The following is a 20,850-nucleotide window of genomic DNA, read 5'->3' as shown; positions in this document are numbered from 1 at the left end:
TTTGATGAAACGAAAACCGAGATGGACGCTTGAGATACTGACCGGCGCGCTGGCCGTTCTGTGCGGCCTGCTGTTTCTGGTGCTGCTCGTCCAGCGCCCGGCGGGCTGGCCGGTGCTGGTGGTGCTGGTGGTGCTGTGGGGCATCGGGATGGGGCTTTTCCGTTACCGGCTGCGCAGCTGGCTTGCGCGCTGGGTAACGGGCGGGAGCTTTGAAAACTCCAAGACCCAGTACAGTCTGGAATCCCTGTCTCAGCCGGCGGCGGTGCTCTCCGGCGAGACGGTGCTGTGGTACAACACGGCGTTCCGCCAGCGGCTGCTGGGCGGCGAAGACCGTCTGGCCAGCCGGGCGCAGAAGCTGCTGCCCGGCCTGGACCTGCAGCTCTGCCGCACGGCGGACGGCCAGCAGCTCAACCTGGCCGACGGCGTGTGGAGCATCCACAGCTCCACGGTGCCGGGCCAGAGCGAGAGCGTCACGCTCCTGATCTTCAACGAAGAGACCGCGCTGCGCCGGGTGGAGGCCGAGTACAAGGCCAGCCGCCCCGGCTACATGGTCTTTCTGGTGGATGGCTACGACGATGTCTTCAGCGATATGCTGGACAGCGAGCGCGCCCGCCTGCTGGAGGGCATCAACCGTGTGCTGGAGGATCTGATCGGGCGGGGCACCGGCTTTCTGCGCCGGGTGGCCAGCGGCCGGTATATCGCCGTGGTGGAAGAGCGCCATCTGGAGCAGTACGCAAAGCGCGGCTATGATGTGCTGGATAAGATCCGCGCCCTCGACCCCAGCGTGAACCTGTCCATCTCCATCGGCATCGGCCGCGGGGCCAAGACCCTGCGGGAGGCGCAGGATATGGCGGTGCAGGCGCTGGATATGGCGCAGGGCCGCGGCGGCGACCAGGCCGCCGAGATGACGCCGGACGGCTTCACCTTCTACGGCGGCGTCAGCCACGGCGTGGAAAAGCGGAGCAAGGTCCGCAGCCGCATCGTGGCCGACCAGCTGGTCAAGCTCATCAAGGAGGCCGACCATGTGGTCATCATGGGCCACCGGATGAGCGACCTCGACGCCATCGGTGCGGCAGAGGGTGTGCTGCGCATCTGCAAGATCTGCGATGTGCCCGCCGTCATCGCCGTCCGCCGAGACGCCACGCTGGCAGGCTCCCTCATCGACGCCTTGGTCCGGGCCGGGCAGGAGGATGATTTCATCGACCCCAAGGGGGCGCTGCCCATCGTCTCGAAAAAAACGCTCTGCATCGTGGTGGATACATACCAGACTGGCCTCGTGGAGAGCAAGGAGATTTTGGAAAAATGCGGCAAGGTGGCCATCATCGACCACCACCGCAAGGGCGTCGGCTTCATCGAGAACCCGGCTCTGGTCTGCCACGAGCCGTATTCGTCCTCGGCCAGTGAGCTGGTCACGGAGCTGCTGCAGTACGTCGGCACCCGCGACGACAAGCCCAACCGGGTCGAGGCCGAGGGCCTGCTCTCCGGCATCATGCTGGACACCCGCGACTTTACCCTGCACACCGGTGTGCGCACCTTTGAGGCCGCTGCGGCCCTCCGCCGCTATGGCGCGGAGACCGAGCGGGTCCGCCAGCTGTTCGATGTGACGATGGTGGAATACAACGCCAAGGCCGCGCTGGTGGAAGCCGCCCAGATGTACAAAGGCTGTGCCATCTCGGTGGGCGGCGAGGTCGCCCCGGAGGCCCGCGTGGCCGTGGCGCAGGCTGCGAACGACCTGCTGACCATTCAGGGCGTCGATGCCAGCTTCGTGGCCGTTCAGGTGGGCACGGGCGTGAACGTCTCGGCCCGCAGTCTGGGGGCTGTGAATGTGCAGGTCATCATGGAGTCGCTGGGCGGCGGCGGCCACCAGACCATGGCGGCGGCCCAGCTCAAGCACATCACCCCGGAGGCGGCGCGGGCGCGCATCCAGACCGCCATCGACCAGTACCGGGAGTCGCAGAAAAAGAGCGCCCCGGATACGAAAAAATGAGGAAAGGGGAATCTTCCCATGAAGCAGTATGATTATCTCATCGTGGGTGCCGGTCTGTACGGCGCGGTGTTTGCCCACGAGGCGAAGAAGGCCGGCAAGCGCTGCCTCGTCATCGACAAGCGCGGCCATATCGCAGGCAACATCTACACCGAGCCGGTGGAGGGCATCAACGTGCACCGCTACGGCGCCCATATCTTCCACACCAACAACAAGGCCGTGTGGCAGTATGTGAACCAGTTTGCGGAGTTCAACCGCTACACCAACAGCCCGGTGGCCAACTACCACGGCGAGATCTACAACATGCCCTTCAACATGAACACCTTCAACAAGATGTGGGGCGTGGTCACGCCGGCTGAGGCCAGGGCCAAGATCGAGCAGCAGAAGGCCGAAGCAGGCATCACCGAGCCGAAGAATCTGGAAGAGCAGGCCATCAGTCTGGTGGGCACCGACATCTACGAGAAGCTGGTCAAGGGCTACACCGGCAAGCAGTGGGGCCGCCCCTGTACCGAGCTGCCTGCGTTCATCATCAAGCGCCTGCCCGTCCGCTTTACCTACGACAACAACTATTTCAACGCGCTGTATCAGGGCATCCCCAACGGCGGCTATACCGCTCTGGTGGAAAAGATGCTGGACGGCGTGGAAGTCCGCCTGAACGTGGACTATCTGGCCGAGAAGGCGTCTCTGGACAAGCTGGCGGAGAAGGTCGTCTACACCGGCCCCGTCGATGCCTACTTCGGCTACCAGCTGGGCGCATTGCAGTATCGCAGCGTCCGGTTCGAGACCGAGGTGCTGGACACCGACAACTATCAGGGCAACGCCGTCGTGAACTACACCGACGCCGAGACCCCCTACACCCGCATCATCGAGCATAAGCACTTTGAGTTCGGCACCCAGCCCAAAACGGTCATCAGCCGCGAGTACAGCGCCGAGTGGAAGAAAGGCGATGAGCCGTACTACCCCGTCAACGACGAGAAGAACGGTGCGCTCTACGCTGCATACAAGAAATTGGCCGATGCCGAGCCGGGGGTCATCTTCGGCGGCCGTCTGGGCGAGTACAAGTACTACGATATGGACAAGGTCATCGAGGTGGCACTGTCGGTGGCGAAAAACGAACTGGCATAACAGCAGGTTCCCGGCTGTATGAGGGAAAAGCACCCGGCGATGCGGTCGGATATCAAGTTGACGGAAGCGGTCAATTGCTGTATACTAGAACTTACAAGAACGGCACCGGTTTTTCCGGTGAGAAGTGAGGGATACTATCATGAAAGTGATTCTGAAGCAGGACGTCAAAGGCATTGGCAAGAAGGACGAGATCCATGAGGTCTCCGACGGCTACGCCCGCAACTTTCTGTTCCCGCGCAAACTGGCCGCTGTGGCCGACGCCAGCGCGGTGAATATCGCACGCGGCAAGGAGGCTGCTGCGGATTTCCACGAGGCCGAGACGGTGGCTGCTGCCCAGGCTCTGGCGGCGAAGATCAACGGCAAGACCGTGACCATCAAGGCCAAGGGCGGCGCATCCGGCCGCCTGCACGGCAAGGTCACCGGCAAGGAAGTTGCCGAGGCTCTGACCCAGCTGGCCGGTGCTCCCATCGACAAGAAGAAGATCGAGCTGGAGACCAAGGACATCAAGGACGCAGGCGTGTTCAACGCCAAGGTGCGTCTGCATGTCGGTGTCGTGGCTTCCTTCAAGATCATGGTGGAAGTGGAGCAGGCCTGATTCCAAAATGCCTGTCAGCGCCCCCTCAGTGCAGGGGGCGCTTTTTGGGTTTCTGAGAGGAAAACGATACCATGCCGAACGAACGACATTATACCAATGAACTGAATCTGGAGAGCGTGGGCATCAACCTGCCCTACAACATGCAGGCCGAACAGAGTGTGCTGGGCGCGGTGCTGCTCAAGCCGGATACCCTGACCGACCTGGTCGAAATCATCCGGCCGGAGATGTTCTACACCCGCCAGAATGCACAGATCTATTCCGAGATGCTGCGGCTCTTCACGAGCGACCAGACCATCGACTTCGTCACCCTGCTGGACGCAGTCATCTCGGACGGCGTCTTCCCCAGCGCGGACGAGGCAAAAGTCTACCTGACCGGTCTGGCCGAGACGGTGCCCAGCATCTCAAACGTCAAGGCCTATGCCCAGATCGTGCAGGAAAAATATCTGGTCCGCCAGCTGATGGGGGTGGCGAAGGATATCTTGCAGGATGCGGGCGATGAACCGGACGCGGACCTGCTGCTGGAAAACGCCGAACAGCGCATCTACGAAATCCGCTCCGGGCGGGATTCCAGCGCACTGACGCCGCTTTCTTCCAGCATGGTGGAAACACTGACCAACCTGCAGAAGATCAGCGGCCCCGATGCCGACAAATACAAGGGCATCCCCACCGGGTTCCGCCTGCTGGATACCGTCCTGACCGGCCTGGGCCGCGGCGACCTCGTCATCCTGGCTGCCCGCCCCGGCATGGGCAAGACCAGCTTTGCACTGAACATCGCCACCCGCGTGGCCATGCAGCAGAAGGTACCGGTGGCCATCTTCAGCCTCGAAATGACCAAGGAGCAGCTGACCAACCGCATCCTCTCGGCGGAAGCGGGCATCGACAGCCAGGCGTTCCGCACCGGTGCCCTCCGCGCCGAGGACTGGGAGTATCTGGCCATGGCGACCGAGAAGCTCCACGATGCGCCCATCTATATGGACGACACGTCCGGCATCACCATCACCGAGATGAAGGCGAAGATCCGCCGGGTCAATCAGGACCCCACCCGCCCGAACGTCGGGCTCATCGTCATCGACTATCTGCAGCTGATGACCACCGGCCAGCGCACCGAGAACCGTGTGCAGGAGATCAGCTCCATCACCCGGAACCTCAAGATCATGGCCAAAGAGATGAACGTGCCCATCATCGCGCTGTCGCAGCTGTCCCGTGCGGTGGAAAAGCAGGGCAACAATTCCAGCCACCGGCCGCAGCTGTCTGACCTGCGTGACTCCGGTTCCATCGAGCAGGATGCCGACTGCGTCCTGTTCCTCTACCGCGATTCCTATTACGCCAGCCAGAATCCCGACGGCGGCGAGGTGGACGCCGACACCGCCGAGTGCATCGTGGCCAAGAACCGCCACGGCGAGACCAGCACGGTGCCGCTGGGCTGGGATGGCGCACATACCCGCTTTATGGATGTGGATTTCAAACGCTGATGAACGAGATCGTGGAAAAAGTGCGCGCCTTCGCGCAGGAAAACAAGCTGTTCGCGCCGGGGCAGCGGCTGTGCGCCGCCGTTTCGGGCGGGGCTGACAGCATGGCGCTGCTTCGGCTGCTGCTGCGGATCCAGCCGGTGTTCGGCTACGAGCTGACGGCCTGCCATGTGAACCACGGCCTGCGGGGAGAGCCCGCCGACCGGGACGAAGCCTTTGTCCGCGCCGAATGCGCCCGGCTGAATGTGCCGCTGCGCGTGTTCCATCCGGCTGACGTGGGTGCTGCCGTTCCGGCGCATCCGGGGGAGGACTGGGCGCGGAAGCTCCGCTATGCCTGCTTCGATGCTCTGCGGGCCGGTGGGATAGATGCGGTCGCCACCGCCCATACTGCTACTGACCAGACCGAGACGCTGCTGTTCCGGCTGGCGCGGGGGGCCGGTCTCCACGGCGCAGCGGGCATCCGGCCCAGCCGCCCTGGTTTCTGCCGCCCGCTGCTCTGCCTGACCCGCGCGGAGACCGAGCAGGTCTGCACGGCATGCGGCCAACGCTGGGTGACGGACGAGACGAACGCCTCCGATGCCTACGCCCGCAACCGGCTGCGCCACGCGGCGCTGCCGGCCCTGCGCTCGGTGAACGAGGCGGCGGAGGAAAATTTCGCCCGCTTCTGCGAAAAGGCCGCCCGCGCGGATGCCTACTTTGCACAGCGGGCGGAAGAGCTGCTGGAAGACGCGGAAGTCCTGCTGCCGCCCGCCCTCCCGGCGGGGGCACGGTATGCGCTGCAGAGCGGCCGGCCCGTCTGGGGGCTGGAAGGGCTGCAGGAGGCCGACCCGCTGATCCTGGAAGCTGCCCTGCACAGTCTGGTGGCCCCGGTGCGGGACGCGGAGGAAAAATACATCCGCCTGCTCTGCGCGCTGGTGGAGCAGGGGAGCGGGGCCGTCCAGCTGACCGGAAGCGTCCGCTTCTGTGCGGGCGGCGGAGTGCTCTGGATGGAGGAAATGCCCACCGCGGCAGCTCCGGAGGACCCGGCGGCTGCGGTGCTCCCGCTGCCGTTTGACCCGGCAGGACCGCTGGAGATCGCCCTTCCGGGGGGCTGGATGCTCGCCGCCCGGCAGATTCCGGGCGGTTTTCAAGAAAAAACACAGGGTGTTCATAAAAAAGACTTAAAAAATCAGGCAGATTATGCTAGAATAATAATGTTATATTCTGCGCTCACGCTGCGCTGCCGCCAGCCGGGGGATACGTTCCGCCCGGCGGGACGCGGCATCCGCAAAGAGCTGCGCAAATGGATGAACGAAGCGGGCATCCCGCCCGAAGAACGAGACCGTCTGCCGCTGCTTGCGGCGGGGAGCGAGGTCGTGTGGGTCTGCGGTGCAGGCTTTGCCGACGGGCTGGCTCCCACGGCGGACAGTGAAAACGTCTTGCAGATGGAAGCGCAAAAAATGGAGGAACAACAATGAGTATGCACGACGATATCGAGAAAGTTCTGGTCAGCGAAGAACAGCTGAAGGCCAAGGTCGCGGAACTGGGCGCCCAGATCAGCAAAGACTACGAGGGCAAAAACCTCGTCCTCGTCTCCATCCTGAAGGGCTCGGTGGTCTTCATGGCCGACCTGATGCGGGCGGTGAGCATCCCGTGCAGCATCGACTTCATGGTGGTGTCCAGCTACGGCGGCAGCAACACCACCTCCAGCGGCCTGGTCAAGATCATCAAGGATCTGGACGGCGACCTCTCCGGCAAGGATGTGCTGATCGTGGAGGATATCCTCGACACCGGCGTCACCCTGTCCAACCTGGTGCCGATGCTCAAGATGCGCAATCCGAACTCCGTGAAGATCTGCACCATCCTCGACAAGCCCAGCCGCCGCAAGGCCGACATCCAGCCCGACTACGAGGGCTATCAGGTGCCGGACGAGTTCGTGGTGGGCTATGGCCTGGACTACGATGAGAAATACCGCAATCTGCCCTATGTCGGCGTGCTCAAGCCCGCTGTCTACGAAAAATAAGTAAGAATAGAACTGGAGTTGATCCCTTTTGCAACCGAAACGACCTCGCTTTAACCCCCTGATCCTGGCGCTGGCTCTGGCGGCTGTGCTGATGATCTGGTCGGTGCTGGGCACCAGCGGCAGCAGCACGAGCGGCTCGACCATGAGCTACTCCACCGTGGTGCATTACTTTGAGCACAATCAGGTCACGGACTTCACGCTGGACCGGAACACCAGCATCATCACCCTGACGCTGAAGGAGGGTGACCTGGCCCTGCCGGACACCTCGTCCGCGGCCGGCACCACGCAGGCTGCCGGCGGCCTGCTCAGCGGGATGTTCTCCCCCTCCTCGGCGGCTTCCGTCGGCGCGGTGAAGAACGACGACGGCACTGTGACCGTCCGTTACAAACTGCCCTATGCCTACGTTTTCATTGAGAACGTGGACAAATATATCGCTTCCTACGATGCGGCGAACCCCGACGCACCGATGACCTACGACTACACCACCCTCAAGGAGACCATCCCCTGGATGGAGATCCTGTTCTATCTGGGGATGCTGGGCTGCACCGGTTTCCTGCTCTTCTCCATGATGCGGGGCGGTGCCGGTGGCGGCGGCATCATGAACGTCGGCAAAGCCAAGGTCAAGGATGAGCATGAGAACAAGAAGACCGCGACCTTCGCTGATGTGGCCGGTGAGGACGAGGAGAAGGAAGAGCTGAAGGAAGTCGTCGAGTTCCTCAAGAGCCCGGACAAGTTCAACTCCCTCGGTGCCCGCATCCCCCACGGCGTCCTGCTCGTGGGCCCTCCGGGTACCGGCAAGACCCTGCTGGCCCGCGCCTGTGCCGGTGAGGCCGGTGTGCCGTTCTACTCCATCTCCGGCTCGGATTTCGTGGAGATGTACGTCGGCGTCGGCGCTTCCCGCGTGCGCGACCTGTTCGACAAGGCCAAGAAGACCATGCCCTGCATCATCTTCATCGACGAGATCGACGCGGTCGGCCGCCAGCGCGGCGCCGGCCTGGGCGGCGGCCACGATGAACGCGAGCAGACCCTGAATCAGCTGCTGGTCGAGATGGACGGTTTTGAGGCCAACGACGGCGTCATCGTAATGGCGGCTACCAACCGTGCCGACATCCTTGATAAGGCGCTGCTCCGCCCCGGCCGCTTCGACCGTCAGGTCTATGTCGGCCTGCCGGACGTCAAGGGCCGTGAAGAGATCCTGAAGGTCCACACCAAGAACAAGCCTCTGGCCCCGGATGTGTCGCTGAAGGTCATTGCCCAGCGCACCGCCGGTTTTGCCGGTGCAGACCTCGAAAACCTCGTCAACGAGGCCGCGCTGCTGGCAGCCCGCCGGAGCCGCAAGGCCATTACGATGGAGGATATCGAGGAGGCATCCATGAAGGTCATGGCAGGCCCTGAAAAGAAGAGCCGCGTCGTGACCCCCGAAGAGAAAAAGCTCACGGCCTACCACGAGGCAGGCCACGCGGTGGCGGGTTTCTACTGCAAGCACCACCCCCGTGTGCATGAGATCACCATCATCCCGCGCGGTCAGGCAGGCGGCTACACCATGTATCTGCCCGAAAAGGACCGCAGCTACGTGACCAAGGGCGAAATGTTCGAGGACATCGTGTCCAGCCTGGGCGGCCGTGTGGCTGAGCAGCTGATTTTGGAGGACATCTCCACCGGTGCCTCCAACGACCTGCAGCAGGCCACCAACATCGCCCGCCAGATGATCACCAAGTACGGCTTCTCCGAGCGGCTTGGCCCGGTGGTCTACGGCACCTCGCAGGAGGAGACCTTCCTGGGCCGCGACTTCGGCCAGGGCAAAGGCTACAGCGAGACGACTGCCGCCGAGATCGACAGCGAGATGCGCGATATCATCGACGAGGCCTACGAGACCTGCCGCCGCACCCTGACCGAGCACATCGACCAGCTGCATGCACTGGCACAGGCCCTGATGGAGCGTGAAAAGCTCAACGAGCAGGAGTTCAATACCGTGATGGCGGGCGGCAAGCTGTCCCCGCGTGACGGGGACGAACCCAAGGCGGAGGCATCGGCTCCGGTCGAGACGGCCCCGGTGGAGCCTGCTGAGCCGGCCGAACCGGCAGAACCTGCCGAGCAGGCCGAGAATGCCCAGCTCGGTGAAGCATTCATCCCGGAGCAGGATGCTCCGACGAGCGAAGAATAAACCACGAAGGGAGCGAGTGTTGTGGAGGAAAATTTTGATCCGGTCGCACGGACAAGAGCGAATTACTACACTCCCGGCAGCCCGGTGCAGTTCGTCTGCGTGGAGCTGCTCAAGGGCGAGGCCAGCGGCGACCATGCGGTCTGCCTGACCTTTAAGAACATTTCCCGCGTGACCCTGACCGCACTGGAGATCCATTTCAAGTGCAAGGGCGTGGATGGCGTCATCCTCTGTGAGGACCAGTTCGAGTACCGCGACATCGAGGTCAAGCCCGGCGAGAGCTTCGGCATGGACGATGCGGTGTTCGTGACCCAGAAGGCCATCACCAGCGTGGATGTGTCTCTCCGAAATGTTTACAGCGGCAAAAAGGTCGTGCATCTGGACGCCATCAAGCGCGTCCGCCTGCCCGCCCCGCGCCGCCTGAGTCCGGAGCTGCAAAAGGCGCTGGAAGCCCGGATGAACCGTCAGGGCCTCAAGTATATGCCCCAGGTCTTCGAGAACGGTTGGTACTGCGCCTGCGGTTCCTTCCACCCGAAGGAAGAAGACACCGTTTACTGCACCGAGTGCGGCTGCGACCGCATCCTGCTGCAAAACGCATTGAACACCCTGTTGCAGCCGGAAAAGAAGGAGCCTGTGCCCGCCGCCGAGCCGGTGCGGCCTGTGCAGACGGAGCCGGACGAGCGCACCCGCGTTGTGGGCGCTGCCCCGGTCCCGCCGGAAGAGCCGACCCGCATCGTGGGCAGTGTGCCGCCCCGGACAGAACCGGATGCGGAGGCCACCCGCGTGATGCCGCCGCGCACGACCCTGCGGCCTTCGGCTGAGGAAGTGGACAGGCCTGCTTCCTTTGCGCCGCCGCTGGAGAACGCGCCGGATGCAGAGAGCACCCGTGTGCTGGATGCTTCCACCCGTGCGGCATTTCCCGGCAAAACCAGCCCGGCCCATGCGGACGACGAGGGGACCCGCGTCATCCCGGCCAGAGGGCGGGAGACCGTTCGCCCGGCGGAGCCGGAGGATGCCGAAGAGGAAGAGCAGACCGAGCCCCGCGACGGCGTGGCCGAAACGCTCATCCGCTGGGTGCCGCCGCTCACGGCCATCCTCTGCGCCGGCATCGCGCTGTGGGGCTTTGTGTACTATCAGTTCATGATGTAAAAAACGAACGGAGGAGGCCCAACGCTTCCTCCGTTTTTGGTTTTCTCAAGGGAGGATACTATGCCAGACGAAACACTGCAAGTGGCATTTGAGATCAAAACAGCCTGCGACGAGATCAGCCGCAAGCTGCTGCGCTGGCACTGGGAGCGAAAGCCCGGTGCCCACAGCCTGAACGCCCTGCTGGAACACATCGCCCAGCGCCAGCAGGAGAGCCCGGAGTATTACGAGCGGATGCCCGACCTTTCGGGCAGGACGAGCTGGAGCCAGTTGGACACCACCCTGTGTATGCGGGTGCTGCTGGACCCCGAAAAGGACGCCGCCCATCCGCTGGACCTGCTGGGCAATACCGAACACCCCGGTGCTGCCCGCCGCGCCTGCAACGCGGTGCGCACGGCCCGCAACGAGGCCGCACACGCATCGGACCGCACCGCCGGGACCCAGGCGGCCATCCTCTTCAACGAGGCCGTGGAGGCGCTGGAAGAGGGCTATGCGGGCACAGCCCTGCGCACCAGTGAGCTGGAGCAGTATTACCGGCAGGCGGAGGTATTTCTGGACCGCTGCGGGGCAAGAAAACCCGTCGCCAGGGCATCGCAGCCGGAGGGGCAGGAGACGCGCAGCACCGGAAAAGCCCGGAACGCCAGCCAGCGGAACGGGTCGGGTTCGGGCACTGCGGCCAACCGCAGACCGCGTTCCGGCAGCGCGGGCCGCACTTCGGGCGGCCGGAACGGCACGGCCCGCAAAAACACGACGAATCGCAAACAGGGGGGCGGCAGACGCAGCCGGACGCCCCGCACGAATTACGCGGTGCTGGGCCTGCTGCTGGCTATGCTGGTGCTGGGCCTGCTCTTCCGCTGGATGGGGATGGGAAAATGAAACAAAAACTGATCTTTCTGGATATCGACGGCACCCTGCTGCCGCCGGGTGAGATGACCGTGCCGGACAGTGCGGTGGAGGCTCTCCGCCGCGCCCGCGCCAACGGGCACAAGCTCTTTCTATGCACCGGGCGGAACCTCCGGATGACCGCACCGCTCTTCCACTACGGGTTCGACGGCTTCGTCTGCTCGGCAGGCGGCTATGTGGGCTGTGAGGGAAAGGTCCTGGTGGACCTCCCCATGGAGCCGGAGCAGGTGCGCGGCCTGCGGGCGGCGCTGCAATCATGCGGGGCCGAGTGCACACTGGAAGTGCGGGACGATACGTATGGCGGCATCAAAATGATCGAGCGGTTCGCCAACCTCTTTCCCAAAAAGCCGGGCCAGACCAACAGCGAGGCCGAGCGCTGGCGGAAGATGATGGAGTTCGGGATGACCATCCGCCCCATCGAGGAATACCACGGCGAGCCGGTCTACAAGATCGTTTTCATTGCGCCCAACGAAGCCTGCCTGACGGAGGTAAAGCGGCAGTATGAAGACCAGTTCGTCTTCTGCGAATCCCGCCTTGGCGACGAGGGCGGCGGCATCGTGAACGGAGAACTCATCAACCGCAAATTCAACAAGGGCAGCGGCATCCGGGCCATTTGCAATCATCTGGGCTGCTCGCTGGCCGATACCATCGGCTTTGGCGACAGCGACAACGACTTGCAGATGACGGACGTTGTCGGCATCAGCGTCTGCATGGCCAACGGCTCAGACAACCTGAAAAAACGCTGTGATCGCATCTGCCCCGCCGTCACCGACGACGGCATTGCGCGGGAATTTGCAGCGCTGGGGCTGATCTGAGGACAAACCAATGAATTTGAACCGGACAGCATGTGGGCGTGGGAAAATGTTCGGTGTGGCCACACGGAAAATTACTACGAAGCGTCTCTTTTGACGCTTCATCTGGAACAGGTCCTGAAGCATTGGGACACCGAACGAGAAGCGTTGATCCAAGGCGCAAGGGTACTCACCGGACAGTTCCGGAGAAAAAATTAGAAGATCAAAAAGAAAAACGACCGGGGAGCCTCGTTGGAAAGAGACTTCCCGGTCGTTGCGCTACATCTCTGCCCCGCCGTCACCGACGACGGTATCGCGCGGGAATTTGCGGCGCTGGGGCTTATCTGAGCCGGAATGTCCCATACAAAAAGAGCGCACAATGGTGCTGGATAGCCCAGTGGAGCACCCGCTTGAGCCGGGGCAGCTGGCTCTCATCCAGCTCCCGGAGAACCGCCTGCACAAGAGGATCCCGGCAGATGGCCGCGATGTTCCGCAGGCTGTTTTTGTTGTGTGCGGCCTCCTGCGCGATGCAGCGGCGGACCCGGCCTAAAAAGGCCTTGTCGAGCCGCGAACGGTAGACTTCGGGCGGGAAGCGCAGGGCAAGCTCTGCCGAGACCTTCTCGTAGAACCGCTTTTCCCGCGCAAAGCGGTCGGCCCGGTATACACCGGTGAGGGAGGCAGGGTTCTGGCAGTAATAATAGAGAGGCTCCGGTACGATGGCGACCGCCCCGGCGTGGGCAAGATAGTCCAGATGGAACAGCAGATCTTCGGACAGGTACTCCCGCTCGGAGAGGAACCGGATGTGGTGCGCCCGGAGGATGGGCAGGGAGTAGAGCCCCTTCCAGACCGACATTCCGATCTCCACGTCGTGGGGATGGTGCGGCCGGGAGCCGACCATGCCGAGAAGAAGCTGGTCGATCTCAGCACCGGTGTAGAGGGAACGCGCATAGTCCTCCGGGGCAAGGCGGACGCTGCCGTCGGCGGAGACATCGTAATAGCGGCAGAAGCAGGTGTCGGCCTGTGCCTGGGTGAGCGTGGTCAGAAGCCGTTCCAGCATGTGGGGGTCGGCGTAGTCATCCGGGTCAAGGAAGGCGACAAAATCGCCGACTGCATGGTCCAGCCCGGTGTTGCGGGCTGCACTGAGGCCGCCGTTGGGCTGGTGGACGACCCGGACGCGCGGGTCCTGCCGGGCATAGGCGTCGCAGCGGGCGGCGCAGCCGTCGGTGGCGCCATCGTCGATGAGAAGGATATCAAGGTCCCGGTGGGTCTGCCCCAGCAGGGACGTCATGCTGCGGTCCAGATAGGGCAGAACATTGTAGGTCGGGACGATCACGCTGATGCAGGGCATTCAGACCACCTCGCTTTCGGAAACTTGTGCGCCGACTTCTTTGCCGGCATGGTAATAGGTGAACCGGGTGCGGAACGCCTGCTCTGCGTTGGCGCTGAGCCGGGCGGCAAAGGCAGGGTCTGCGGCCAGCCGGTCCATCGCTTCGTGCAGAGCCGCTTCCTCCTTGGGCACCACAAGGCCGGTGACGCCATCGGTGAGATAGTCGTCTGTCAGGCCCTGTGTCTGGGTCACGATGACGGGTACACCGAGATCCATGGCCGTGAGGAAGGTCAGCTGCCCGGAGGCGACCTGGTCGTTTTCAAAGGCGAAGAGAACGGCTCTGGCGTTCCGCATCCGGCGCAGCATGGCCTCGCCGAACAGGTTCTGTTCGACCTGGATGTTGGGTTCCGGGCAGGGGGCGAGAACATCGCAGGCGATGCAGAGCGTTTCCGGGCGGCCCCGGAACGCCCGGATGAGGAAGTCATAGTCGCGGTTGCTGCGGCCGGTGGCAAAATAGTAGCCCTGCGCTTTCAGTGCCGGGTCGTCGTAGGCGGCGGGGTCGTGCGGGATCGAGCCGCAGTGGGCAAAACCGAATCGGGAAAGGGGCAGACCGAAGGTCTCGGCGTAGCGCGGGGCCTCGGCGCGGGTGGTCAGCAGGATGCGGTCCACTGCGTCGGAAGTGACGGCGTACCGCACAAAGCGCTCGAACAGCCTCCCGGCAAAACCGGACCGCGGCTTGTAGATAAAGGTCATGATGACGAGCCGGAACCGCTTTTTGAGGTGAAACAACCGGAAGAAAAACGCGATGGCGATGCCGTAGAACTGCTGCCAGCAGAGCAGGGTCTTGCCGGAATACCGGGCCGGGTGGGTGACCACATGGAGCGCCACCGTGAAAAACTTGAGGTAGCGGTGCAGACCGTAGGTCTTGTTGTTGGGATAAAGCTCGACTTCCCAGGGGGAAGCGGTCGCTTCTTCCAGCCCGCGCACAAAGCCCTCGGCCTCCTCATAGTTACTGTCGATCAGCAAAATGTATTCTGCCATATCCTGAACCTCCGCAATGTGATCTTGTCAGCCCCTCGCAGGATCGGGATCTCCGTAAAAAAGGGGAATTAGACTAAAATCATTATAAAGGATTTGTACATAAAAATCCATCTTTTTATCAAAAAACCGGGAAGCCTCTTTGGTGAGAGACTTCCCGGTCGTTGGTTTGATTGAAATTAGTAGTGCAGCTGGTCAGCGGTCAGCGCTTCCAGAACAGGGAGCATGGCGGCTGCCTCGGCTCTGGCGGCGGGCAGGTCCATGTCGCGGTAGTTGCCGCATTCCACTTCGCTGGCACCGGGGACAGCGCCCTCAAAGGCCGCCATGAAGCGGAAGGACTCCACCGTCAGCTTCAGCGCTTCGGCAGGGGTAAGGCCGCGCGTGAGCAGATAGAAGCCGGTGCGGCAGCCCATGGGGCCGACGTAGATGACGCCGTCCCGGAAAGCGCTGTTCCGTGCATAGGTAGCGAACAGGTGCTCCAGCGTGTGGGCGGCCCCGGTGGAGAGATAATCGCCGTGGTTCGGCTTCTTCATCCGGATGTCCCAGGTGAGCACATCGCCGTCCTGACGGCTCAGGTACATGCCGCGGTCCAGTTTGGTGTGGTCCACGCAGAAACTTGCGATCCGTTCCATCTCGTGCACCTCTCAGGCCTGCAGGCGCTGGACGCTGCCGTGGGCGCAGTCCACTGCGATGTCCAGACCGTCGCGGATGTGGCTGCAGGCACCCAGGGCACCCACGATGGTGGGCTTGAGCAGGGCCTTGCCGGCAATGGCGGCGTGGCTGTTCAGGCCAGCCTCCTCGACCACCAGAGCGGCAGCATCGCGGACGTACTCCAGCATCTCGTTGCTGGTGGAGGGCACGACCAGCACCATGCCGGGCTTGAACTTGGCACGGACCTCGTCCAGCGTACGGCAGACGCAGGCCTTGCCGGAAGCGCTGGTCAGGTCGGCGTTCTCGCGGCCGACGCCCACACCGGTGGACAGGCAGTTGCCGACCATGTGGATCTTGATCATGTTGGTGGTGCCGGAAACGCCCACGGGAACACCGGCGGTGACGACGGCCAGCTCACCGTTGTGCAGGTAGCCGTTCTTCTGGGCCAGAGCGGTGGACATCTCGATCAGCTCGTCGGTGCTCTTGGCGGGGCCCATCAGCAGGGAGGTGATGCCCCAGCTCAGGGAGAGCTGACGCTGGACCTGCTCGTCCATGACGCAGGCGATGATGGGCTGGGTGGGGCGGTACTTGCTCAGCAGGCGGGCGGTGTTGCCGGACTCGGACACGGTGACGATTGCGGCAGCGTTGACGTCCCGTGCGGTCAGGCAGGCAGCGTGTGCGGTGGCATCGCTGACGCTGATCTGGCCGTGGGCAGCATCCTTGAAGCGCTCGTCGCGGTAGTGGGGCTCGTTCTCGGTGCGCTCGGCGATGGCGGACATGGTCTTCAGGGCCTCGACGGGGTAAGCGCCCGCAGCGGTCTCGCCGGAGAGCATGATGGCAGAGGTGCCGTCATAGATGGCGTTTGCCACGTCGGAGATCTCGGCGCGGGTGGGGCGGGGGTTGACCATCATGCTGTCCAGCATCTGGGTGGCGGTGACGATGGGTTTGCCGAAGGAGAAGGAGCGGTCGATGATGTTCTTCTGGATGCCGGGCAGCTCGGTGAAGTCGATCTCAACGCCCAGGTCGCCGCGGGCGACCATGACGGCGTCGGCAGCGGACAGGATGCTGTCGATGTTGTTGACGCCCTCACGGTTCTCGATCTTGGCGATGATGCGGATGTTGGAGTCGTACTCGTTCAGCAGGTTGCGGATGTCGTAGACGTCCTGTGCGGTGCGCACGAAGGAGGCTGCGATGAAGTCGAAGCCGTTCTGGATGCCGAAGATGATGTCCTCGCGGTCCTTCTGGCTCAGGTACGGCATGGACAGATGGACGCCGGGCACATTGACGCCCTTCTTGGTCTTGATCTTGCCGCTGTTCAGCACAGTGCAGGTGATGTCGGTGTCGGTGACCTTCTCGATGCGCAGCATGATGAGGCCGTCGTCCAGCATGATGGTGCCGCCCTCGTGCACATCGTGGGGCAGGTCCTTGTAGGTGACGGAGCAGATCTCCTTGGTGCCCTCCACCTCGCGGGTGGTCAGGGTGAAGGTCTGGCCGGCTTCCAGCATCTCGACGCCGTTCTTGAACTCCTTCAAGCGGATCTCAGGGCCCTTGGTGTCCAGCAGGGCGGCAACGGGCTTGCCCAGCTCCTCGCGCAGTGCCTTCAGATTGGCCAGACGGCCGCCGTGCTCCTCATAGGAGCCGTGGGAAAAGTTAAAGCGGGCCACGTTCATGCCGTTGGCGATCAGCTCGCGCAGGACATCCCCTTTGTCGGTGGAGGGGCCAAGGGTGCAGATGATCTTCGTTTTTCTCATGTTGATTACCTCGAACTTTCTCTATTCTACTCTCTATCTTAACGCAGCAGCCCGATCGGCTGCATTTGGCAGGCTCCGGCATTCGGGGCCTGCCGCGGCGAAAGACGCCAATATGGTCGTTCTCAAAACCATACCATACTATATTATAAACACTTGGATACAATAGGGCAAGAGGGAGTTGGCAAAGAATTGGTTAAAATTTCGTAAGGAATGCCTGCATCCGGAAAGCCCTTGCATCCGGGAGCGGAACTGCTTATAATGGAACCAGAAAAAGTCTCACTTTCGGGTGGGACGCTCTGGAAACGAAATGGAGAACAAAACTATGGAAAAACGTGTATTTCTGATCGTTCTGGACAGCTTTGGCATCGGCGCAGAGCCGGATGCAGCCGCCTTTGGCGACGCGGGCACCAATACCCTCGGTGCCATTGCAAAGCACCCGAACTTTCACTGCCCCAATCTGCAGAAGCTCGGCCTGTTCAACATCGACGGTGTGACGGCAGGGGAGAAGACTGCTGCCCCGGCGGGGGCCTTTGCCCGCCTGCAGGAGCAGAGCATGGGCAAGGATACCACCATCGGCCATTGGGAGATCGCCGGTGTGGTCAGCCCGAAACCGCTGCCCACCTTCCCGAACGGCTTCCCGGAGGAGCTCATCCATGCGTTCGAGGAAAAGACCGGCCACAAGGTGCTCTGCAACAAGCCCTATTCCGGCACACAGGTGCTCCGGGACTATGGCGAGCAGGCCATGCGGGAGGATGCCCTCATCGTTTACACCAGCGCCGACAGCGTCTTTCAGGTGGCCGCGCACGAGGAGCTGGTGCCGGTGCACGAACTGTACCGTTACTGTGAGATCGCCCGCGCGATGCTGAACGGCGAATACGGCGTGGGCCGCGTCATCGCCCGCCCCTTCCTGGGCAGCACGGCGGAGACCTTCTACCGCACCACCAACCGCCACGACCTGAGCCTGAAGCCGCCCCGCGCCACCATGCTCGACCTGCTGAAGGACGCAGGCAGGGACGTCATCGCCGTGGGCAAAATCTTCGATATCTTTGATGGCGAGGGCGTGACCGAGAAGATCAAGACCACAGGCAACACCAACGGCATCGCCTTCACCAAAGCCTTGCAGACCCGCGATTTTGAGGGCCTGGCCTTTGTGAACCTCGTCGATTTTGATATGCTCTACGGCCACCGCCGCGACGTGGCGGGCTATGCCGCCGCTGCCACCGAGTTCGATGCGTTCCTGGCTGACTTCATCCCCGGTATGCGGGAGGGCGACCTGCTGATGATCACGGCAGACCACGGCTGCGACCCGTCCTATACCAAAACCACCGACCACACCCGCGAGTATGTGCCGTACCTCATCTGCGGCAAGGGCGTCAAGCCCGGCGTGGACCTGGGCACGAAGCTCTGCTTCGGCACCATCGCCCACACCGTCTGCGAGTACCTTGGTGTAGACGCTTCGACCCTGGATGGCCAGAGCGTATGGGAGAAGATCCGGAAGTAAAAGTCACAGGTTGAAAACAAAAGCGCCAAAGGTGCTTGAAGTATGGTTGAGGTTGTGGTAGACTAGGCCCTGTGCCTGTTCGTGAAGGAAGAGCAGAATCGCTCCTGCTTCCGGACAGAAAAAGGATTGGTTCAAACAAAGGAGATCATACAATGAAACTGAATCGTGCAATGGGTCTGGCAGTGGCCGCCGCTGTTCTGGCTTTTGCTGTGACCGGCTGCTCCAGCACCGCATCTTCCACCGCTTCCTCTGCTGCATCCAGCGAGGCTGCCTCTTCTGTGGCTGCTTCGGAGGCCGCATCCAGCGAGGCTGCCGCCGCCAGCGTGGTCAGCACCGAGTCCCTCGAAGTGAACGGCAAGACCTACGATGCCGACTGCTACGGCGAGTTCACCCTCTCCAACGGCGACACCATGAAGCTGTGGAAGCTGAACGGCGCATACGACGACCTGAGCGCCCTGCCCATGAAGGGCATGGTTGAGGAGTTCCCCATCGAGGCTGAGGAGAACACCGTGTATGTGGCAGACGTGACCGCAAACGGCGAGACCACCCGCCAGTATCTGCGCGCCGACAAGGCTGGCCGCAACGGCACCGCCTCCGTCAAGACCTTCGAGCTGGAGTCCGCTGAATAATCCGCTCCAACATGAAACAAGAAAAAGTCCCGACCGGTCTGGTCGGGACTTTTTTTGTAACTGGGTCTTATTCTGCGGAGCTGCTGGAACCGAACAGGGCATCCAGAACGGTGGACGCCGCCTGATGGAGCGAGGAGGCGGCCTGCTCGACCTGCTCCTGCGTGGGCAGGGAGATGGACGGTGCTTCGGAGGAGCTGCTGCTCTCGGCAGGAGGCTCCTCGGCGGGCACTTCGGTGGAGGCAGACGGTTCGCTGCCGGCCGGGGTTTCGGCAGGGGCCTCAGCCGGAGCCTCTGCGGGCTGCTCGCTGCTAGCAGGGATCTCCTCCGGGATGCTCTCCGCAGGCTCGTCCAGGACGACGCTGTCCGCCGGGGTCTCCGGCACGGAAACAGCGGCGTTGGGGTCTGCCGTCGGCGTGTGGACTTCGGTCTTCTCCGGAGTCTGCTGGGTGTCGCTGACCGTGCCCTCACCGCCCAGCACGGAGGCGATCAGCTCCTTGGCCTGTGCCACCGAGCTTTCGTCCGGTTTCATGACGTAGAGGCTCTGCCCCTTGGCGGAGTAGCACTGGGAGCTCTTGCCGCTGGAACCGGTGACGGAGTAGCTCTGGATATCCCAGTTGGCGAGGTCGCTCAGCTGCATCCGGACCAGCGCGGAGATCTGCTCCTGCGACAGGCTGGTGACGAAGCAGTCCGACACGGCGTCCATCAGCTTGGAAAAGCTCATCAGGACGGTGGGGGACTTGAGCTTGTTCGCCATGGCGTCGATGACCTTCATCTGGTTGATGCCGCGCTGGATGTCGCCGGAAGCGAAGGCGTGGCGCTCGCGGGCAAAGGCCAGTGCGCTCTTGCCGTCCAGATGGTTCCAGCCCTCGGCAAAGGTGGTGGGGTCATAGTAACCGGGGCTGCCCACTGAGGTGAACGCTTGGTCGGAGTAGACATCCACACCGCCTACCGCGTCGATGATGCTGATGAAGCCCGCAAAATTGATGCGGATGTAGTGCTCCACATTCACGCCGTAGAGGTTGCCCAGGGTGGCCATGCTGGTCTCCACGCCGTACAGACCGGCGTGGGTCAGCTTGTCCTTACTGCTGGTGCCCGCCAGATCGACGTAGTAGTCGCGCGGGGTATTGATGAGAGCCACCCGCTTGGTGGCGGGGTTGACCACGGCCAGGATGTTCACATCGCTGCGGGCCTTTTCGGTCAGCTCGCCGCGGTTGTCCACGCCGCTGAGGTAGATGACGAACGGCTCCTTGGTGATCTTATTCGCCTCAGCGCCGGTGAGCAGACCGGAGGTCACGCTGCCCAGCGCGGCAAGGCCCTGCTGCGCCCAGACGCAGCCGAGGGCCAGCGCCGCGCACAGGAAGACCGAGAAGACGCGGGAGACTCTGCCGGGGGTCCTGTACTCCTGGCAGCGCTTGACCAGCAGCCAGAACAGGGCCAGCAGCGCTGCAATGATGACGAGGTAGAGCGCGGGAAGCATCTGGGTGCGGCAGAGCTGCACGAAGGCTGCCACGCTGAGAATGGCCTGCAAGACCAGCAGGAACGACCCGAATTTCGAGCCGGAGCCTTTCTTTTTGCCAGGCTTTTGGGGCGGCCGGACCGGGGAGCTGTTCTGCCGGGGCGGCTTTTTGGAGGGCGGCGGCGTCACCGGCCGGGCAGTCTCCGGCGCAAAAAATGCGGAGCTGTCCACCTCAACGGTGCGGTCCGGGTCCTTCCGTGCACCTCGGTGGATGTGCCGGGTGGTGTCTTTTTCATCGAACATGGAAATTCTCCTTTTGAC

17 protein-coding genes are annotated in these 20,850 nt (G+C 62.8%); 12 read left to right on the top strand and 5 right to left on the bottom strand.

Translation table 11 applies throughout. The features are described 5' to 3' along the window. Nucleotides 1-4 precede the first annotated feature (4 nt). The 10 genes from I5P96_RS09785 (at nucleotide 5) to I5P96_RS09740 (ending at nucleotide 12,200) form a co-directional block, all read left to right on the top strand. Nucleotides 5-1,987, top strand: a complete 1,983-nt coding sequence (locus tag I5P96_RS09785; RefSeq protein WP_223383752.1) for a DHH family phosphoesterase — start codon at nucleotides 5-7, stop codon at nucleotides 1,985-1,987. Nucleotides 1,988-2,005: 18 nt separating this feature from the next. Next, nucleotides 2,006-3,109 (top strand): UDP-galactopyranose mutase, encoded by a 1,104-nt coding sequence (gene glf, locus I5P96_RS09780; RefSeq protein WP_223381878.1) that lies wholly within the window; start codon nucleotides 2,006-2,008, stop codon nucleotides 3,107-3,109. Between the two features lie 139 nt (nucleotides 3,110-3,248). Beyond that, the gene (gene rplI / locus I5P96_RS09775; protein ID WP_223381877.1) at nucleotides 3,249-3,704 is read left to right on the top strand and encodes a 50S ribosomal protein L9; all 456 of its coding nucleotides are present in this window, start codon (nucleotides 3,249-3,251) and stop codon (nucleotides 3,702-3,704) included. A 71-nt stretch (nucleotides 3,705-3,775) separates the two neighbouring features. After that, entirely contained in the window at nucleotides 3,776-5,176 is a 1,401-nt protein-coding gene (gene dnaB / locus I5P96_RS09770; protein WP_097792595.1) for a replicative DNA helicase, read from the top strand. Further along, nucleotides 5,176-6,630, top strand: coding sequence for a tRNA lysidine(34) synthetase TilS (gene tilS / locus I5P96_RS09765; RefSeq protein WP_223381876.1), 1,455 nt, complete (start codon nucleotides 5,176-5,178; stop codon nucleotides 6,628-6,630). Before dnaB ends, tilS begins: the two co-directional genes overlap by 1 nt. Further along, nucleotides 6,627-7,175 carry a hypoxanthine phosphoribosyltransferase gene (hpt, locus tag I5P96_RS09760; protein ID WP_097792593.1) on the top strand — a complete coding sequence of 183 codons (549 nt, stop codon included), beginning with the start codon at nucleotides 6,627-6,629 and terminating at the stop codon, nucleotides 7,173-7,175. The genes tilS and hpt overlap by 4 nt, the downstream gene beginning before the upstream one ends. 91 nt (nucleotides 7,176-7,266) lie before the next feature. After that, entirely contained in the window at nucleotides 7,267-9,339 is a 2,073-nt protein-coding gene (gene ftsH / locus I5P96_RS09755) for an ATP-dependent zinc metalloprotease FtsH (protein WP_223383751.1), read from the top strand. Between the two features lie 21 nt (nucleotides 9,340-9,360). Next, the gene (locus I5P96_RS09750; RefSeq protein ID WP_223381875.1) at nucleotides 9,361-10,485 is read left to right on the top strand and encodes a hypothetical protein; all 1,125 of its coding nucleotides are present in this window, start codon (nucleotides 9,361-9,363) and stop codon (nucleotides 10,483-10,485) included. Between the two features lie 60 nt (nucleotides 10,486-10,545). After that, on the top strand, nucleotides 10,546-11,358 hold the full coding sequence (locus I5P96_RS09745) for a hypothetical protein (protein WP_223381874.1): 813 nt from the start codon (nucleotides 10,546-10,548) through the stop codon (nucleotides 11,356-11,358). Next, nucleotides 11,355-12,200: an HAD family hydrolase gene (locus tag I5P96_RS09740; RefSeq protein WP_223381873.1), complete on the top strand. Its 846-nt coding sequence runs from the start codon at nucleotides 11,355-11,357 to the stop codon at nucleotides 12,198-12,200. The genes I5P96_RS09745 and I5P96_RS09740 overlap by 4 nt, the downstream gene beginning before the upstream one ends. A 316-nt stretch (nucleotides 12,201-12,516) precedes the next feature. Here I5P96_RS09740 and I5P96_RS09735 read toward each other — a convergent pair whose 3' ends face one another. The 4 genes from I5P96_RS09735 to pyk all read right to left on the bottom strand — a co-directional run bounded on the left by I5P96_RS09735 (nucleotide 12,517) and on the right by pyk (nucleotide 16,943). Continuing rightward, nucleotides 12,517-13,524, bottom strand: coding sequence for a glycosyltransferase (locus I5P96_RS09735; RefSeq protein ID WP_223381872.1), 1,008 nt, complete (start codon nucleotides 13,522-13,524; stop codon nucleotides 12,517-12,519). Beyond that, nucleotides 13,525-14,544, bottom strand: coding sequence for a glycosyltransferase (locus I5P96_RS09730; RefSeq protein WP_223381871.1), 1,020 nt, complete (start codon nucleotides 14,542-14,544; stop codon nucleotides 13,525-13,527). Nucleotides 14,545-14,720: 176 nt separating this feature from the next. Further along, nucleotides 14,721-15,173, bottom strand: a complete 453-nt coding sequence (locus tag I5P96_RS09725; RefSeq protein ID WP_118551795.1) for an S-ribosylhomocysteine lyase — start codon at nucleotides 15,171-15,173, stop codon at nucleotides 14,721-14,723. Between the two features lie 12 nt (nucleotides 15,174-15,185). Next, entirely contained in the window at nucleotides 15,186-16,943 is a 1,758-nt protein-coding gene (pyk, locus tag I5P96_RS09720; protein ID WP_223381870.1) for a pyruvate kinase, read from the bottom strand. A 322-nt stretch (nucleotides 16,944-17,265) separates the two neighbouring features. Here pyk and I5P96_RS09715 point away from each other — a divergent pair, with 322 nt between their 5' ends. Then, on the top strand, nucleotides 17,266-18,444 hold the full coding sequence (locus I5P96_RS09715; protein ID WP_223381869.1) for a phosphopentomutase: 1,179 nt from the start codon (nucleotides 17,266-17,268) through the stop codon (nucleotides 18,442-18,444). Nucleotides 18,445-18,596: 152 nt separating this feature from the next. Then, complete coding sequence (locus I5P96_RS09710; RefSeq protein WP_223381868.1) at nucleotides 18,597-19,073, top strand: hypothetical protein; 477 nt, start codon at nucleotides 18,597-18,599, stop codon at nucleotides 19,071-19,073. A gap of 67 nt (nucleotides 19,074-19,140) precedes the next feature. Here I5P96_RS09710 and I5P96_RS09705 read toward each other — a convergent pair whose 3' ends face one another. After that, on the bottom strand, nucleotides 19,141-20,832 hold the full coding sequence (locus I5P96_RS09705) for an LCP family protein (RefSeq protein WP_223381866.1): 1,692 nt from the start codon (nucleotides 20,830-20,832) through the stop codon (nucleotides 19,141-19,143). Nucleotides 20,833-20,850 lie beyond the last annotated feature (18 nt).

This window comes from Faecalibacterium prausnitzii (assembly GCF_019967995.1).
Lineage (GTDB): Bacteria > Bacillota > Clostridia > Oscillospirales > Ruminococcaceae > Faecalibacterium > Faecalibacterium prausnitzii_E.
The sequence above is the reverse complement of the archived record's forward strand: the minus strand, read 5'-3'. Positions and strand labels throughout refer to the sequence as shown.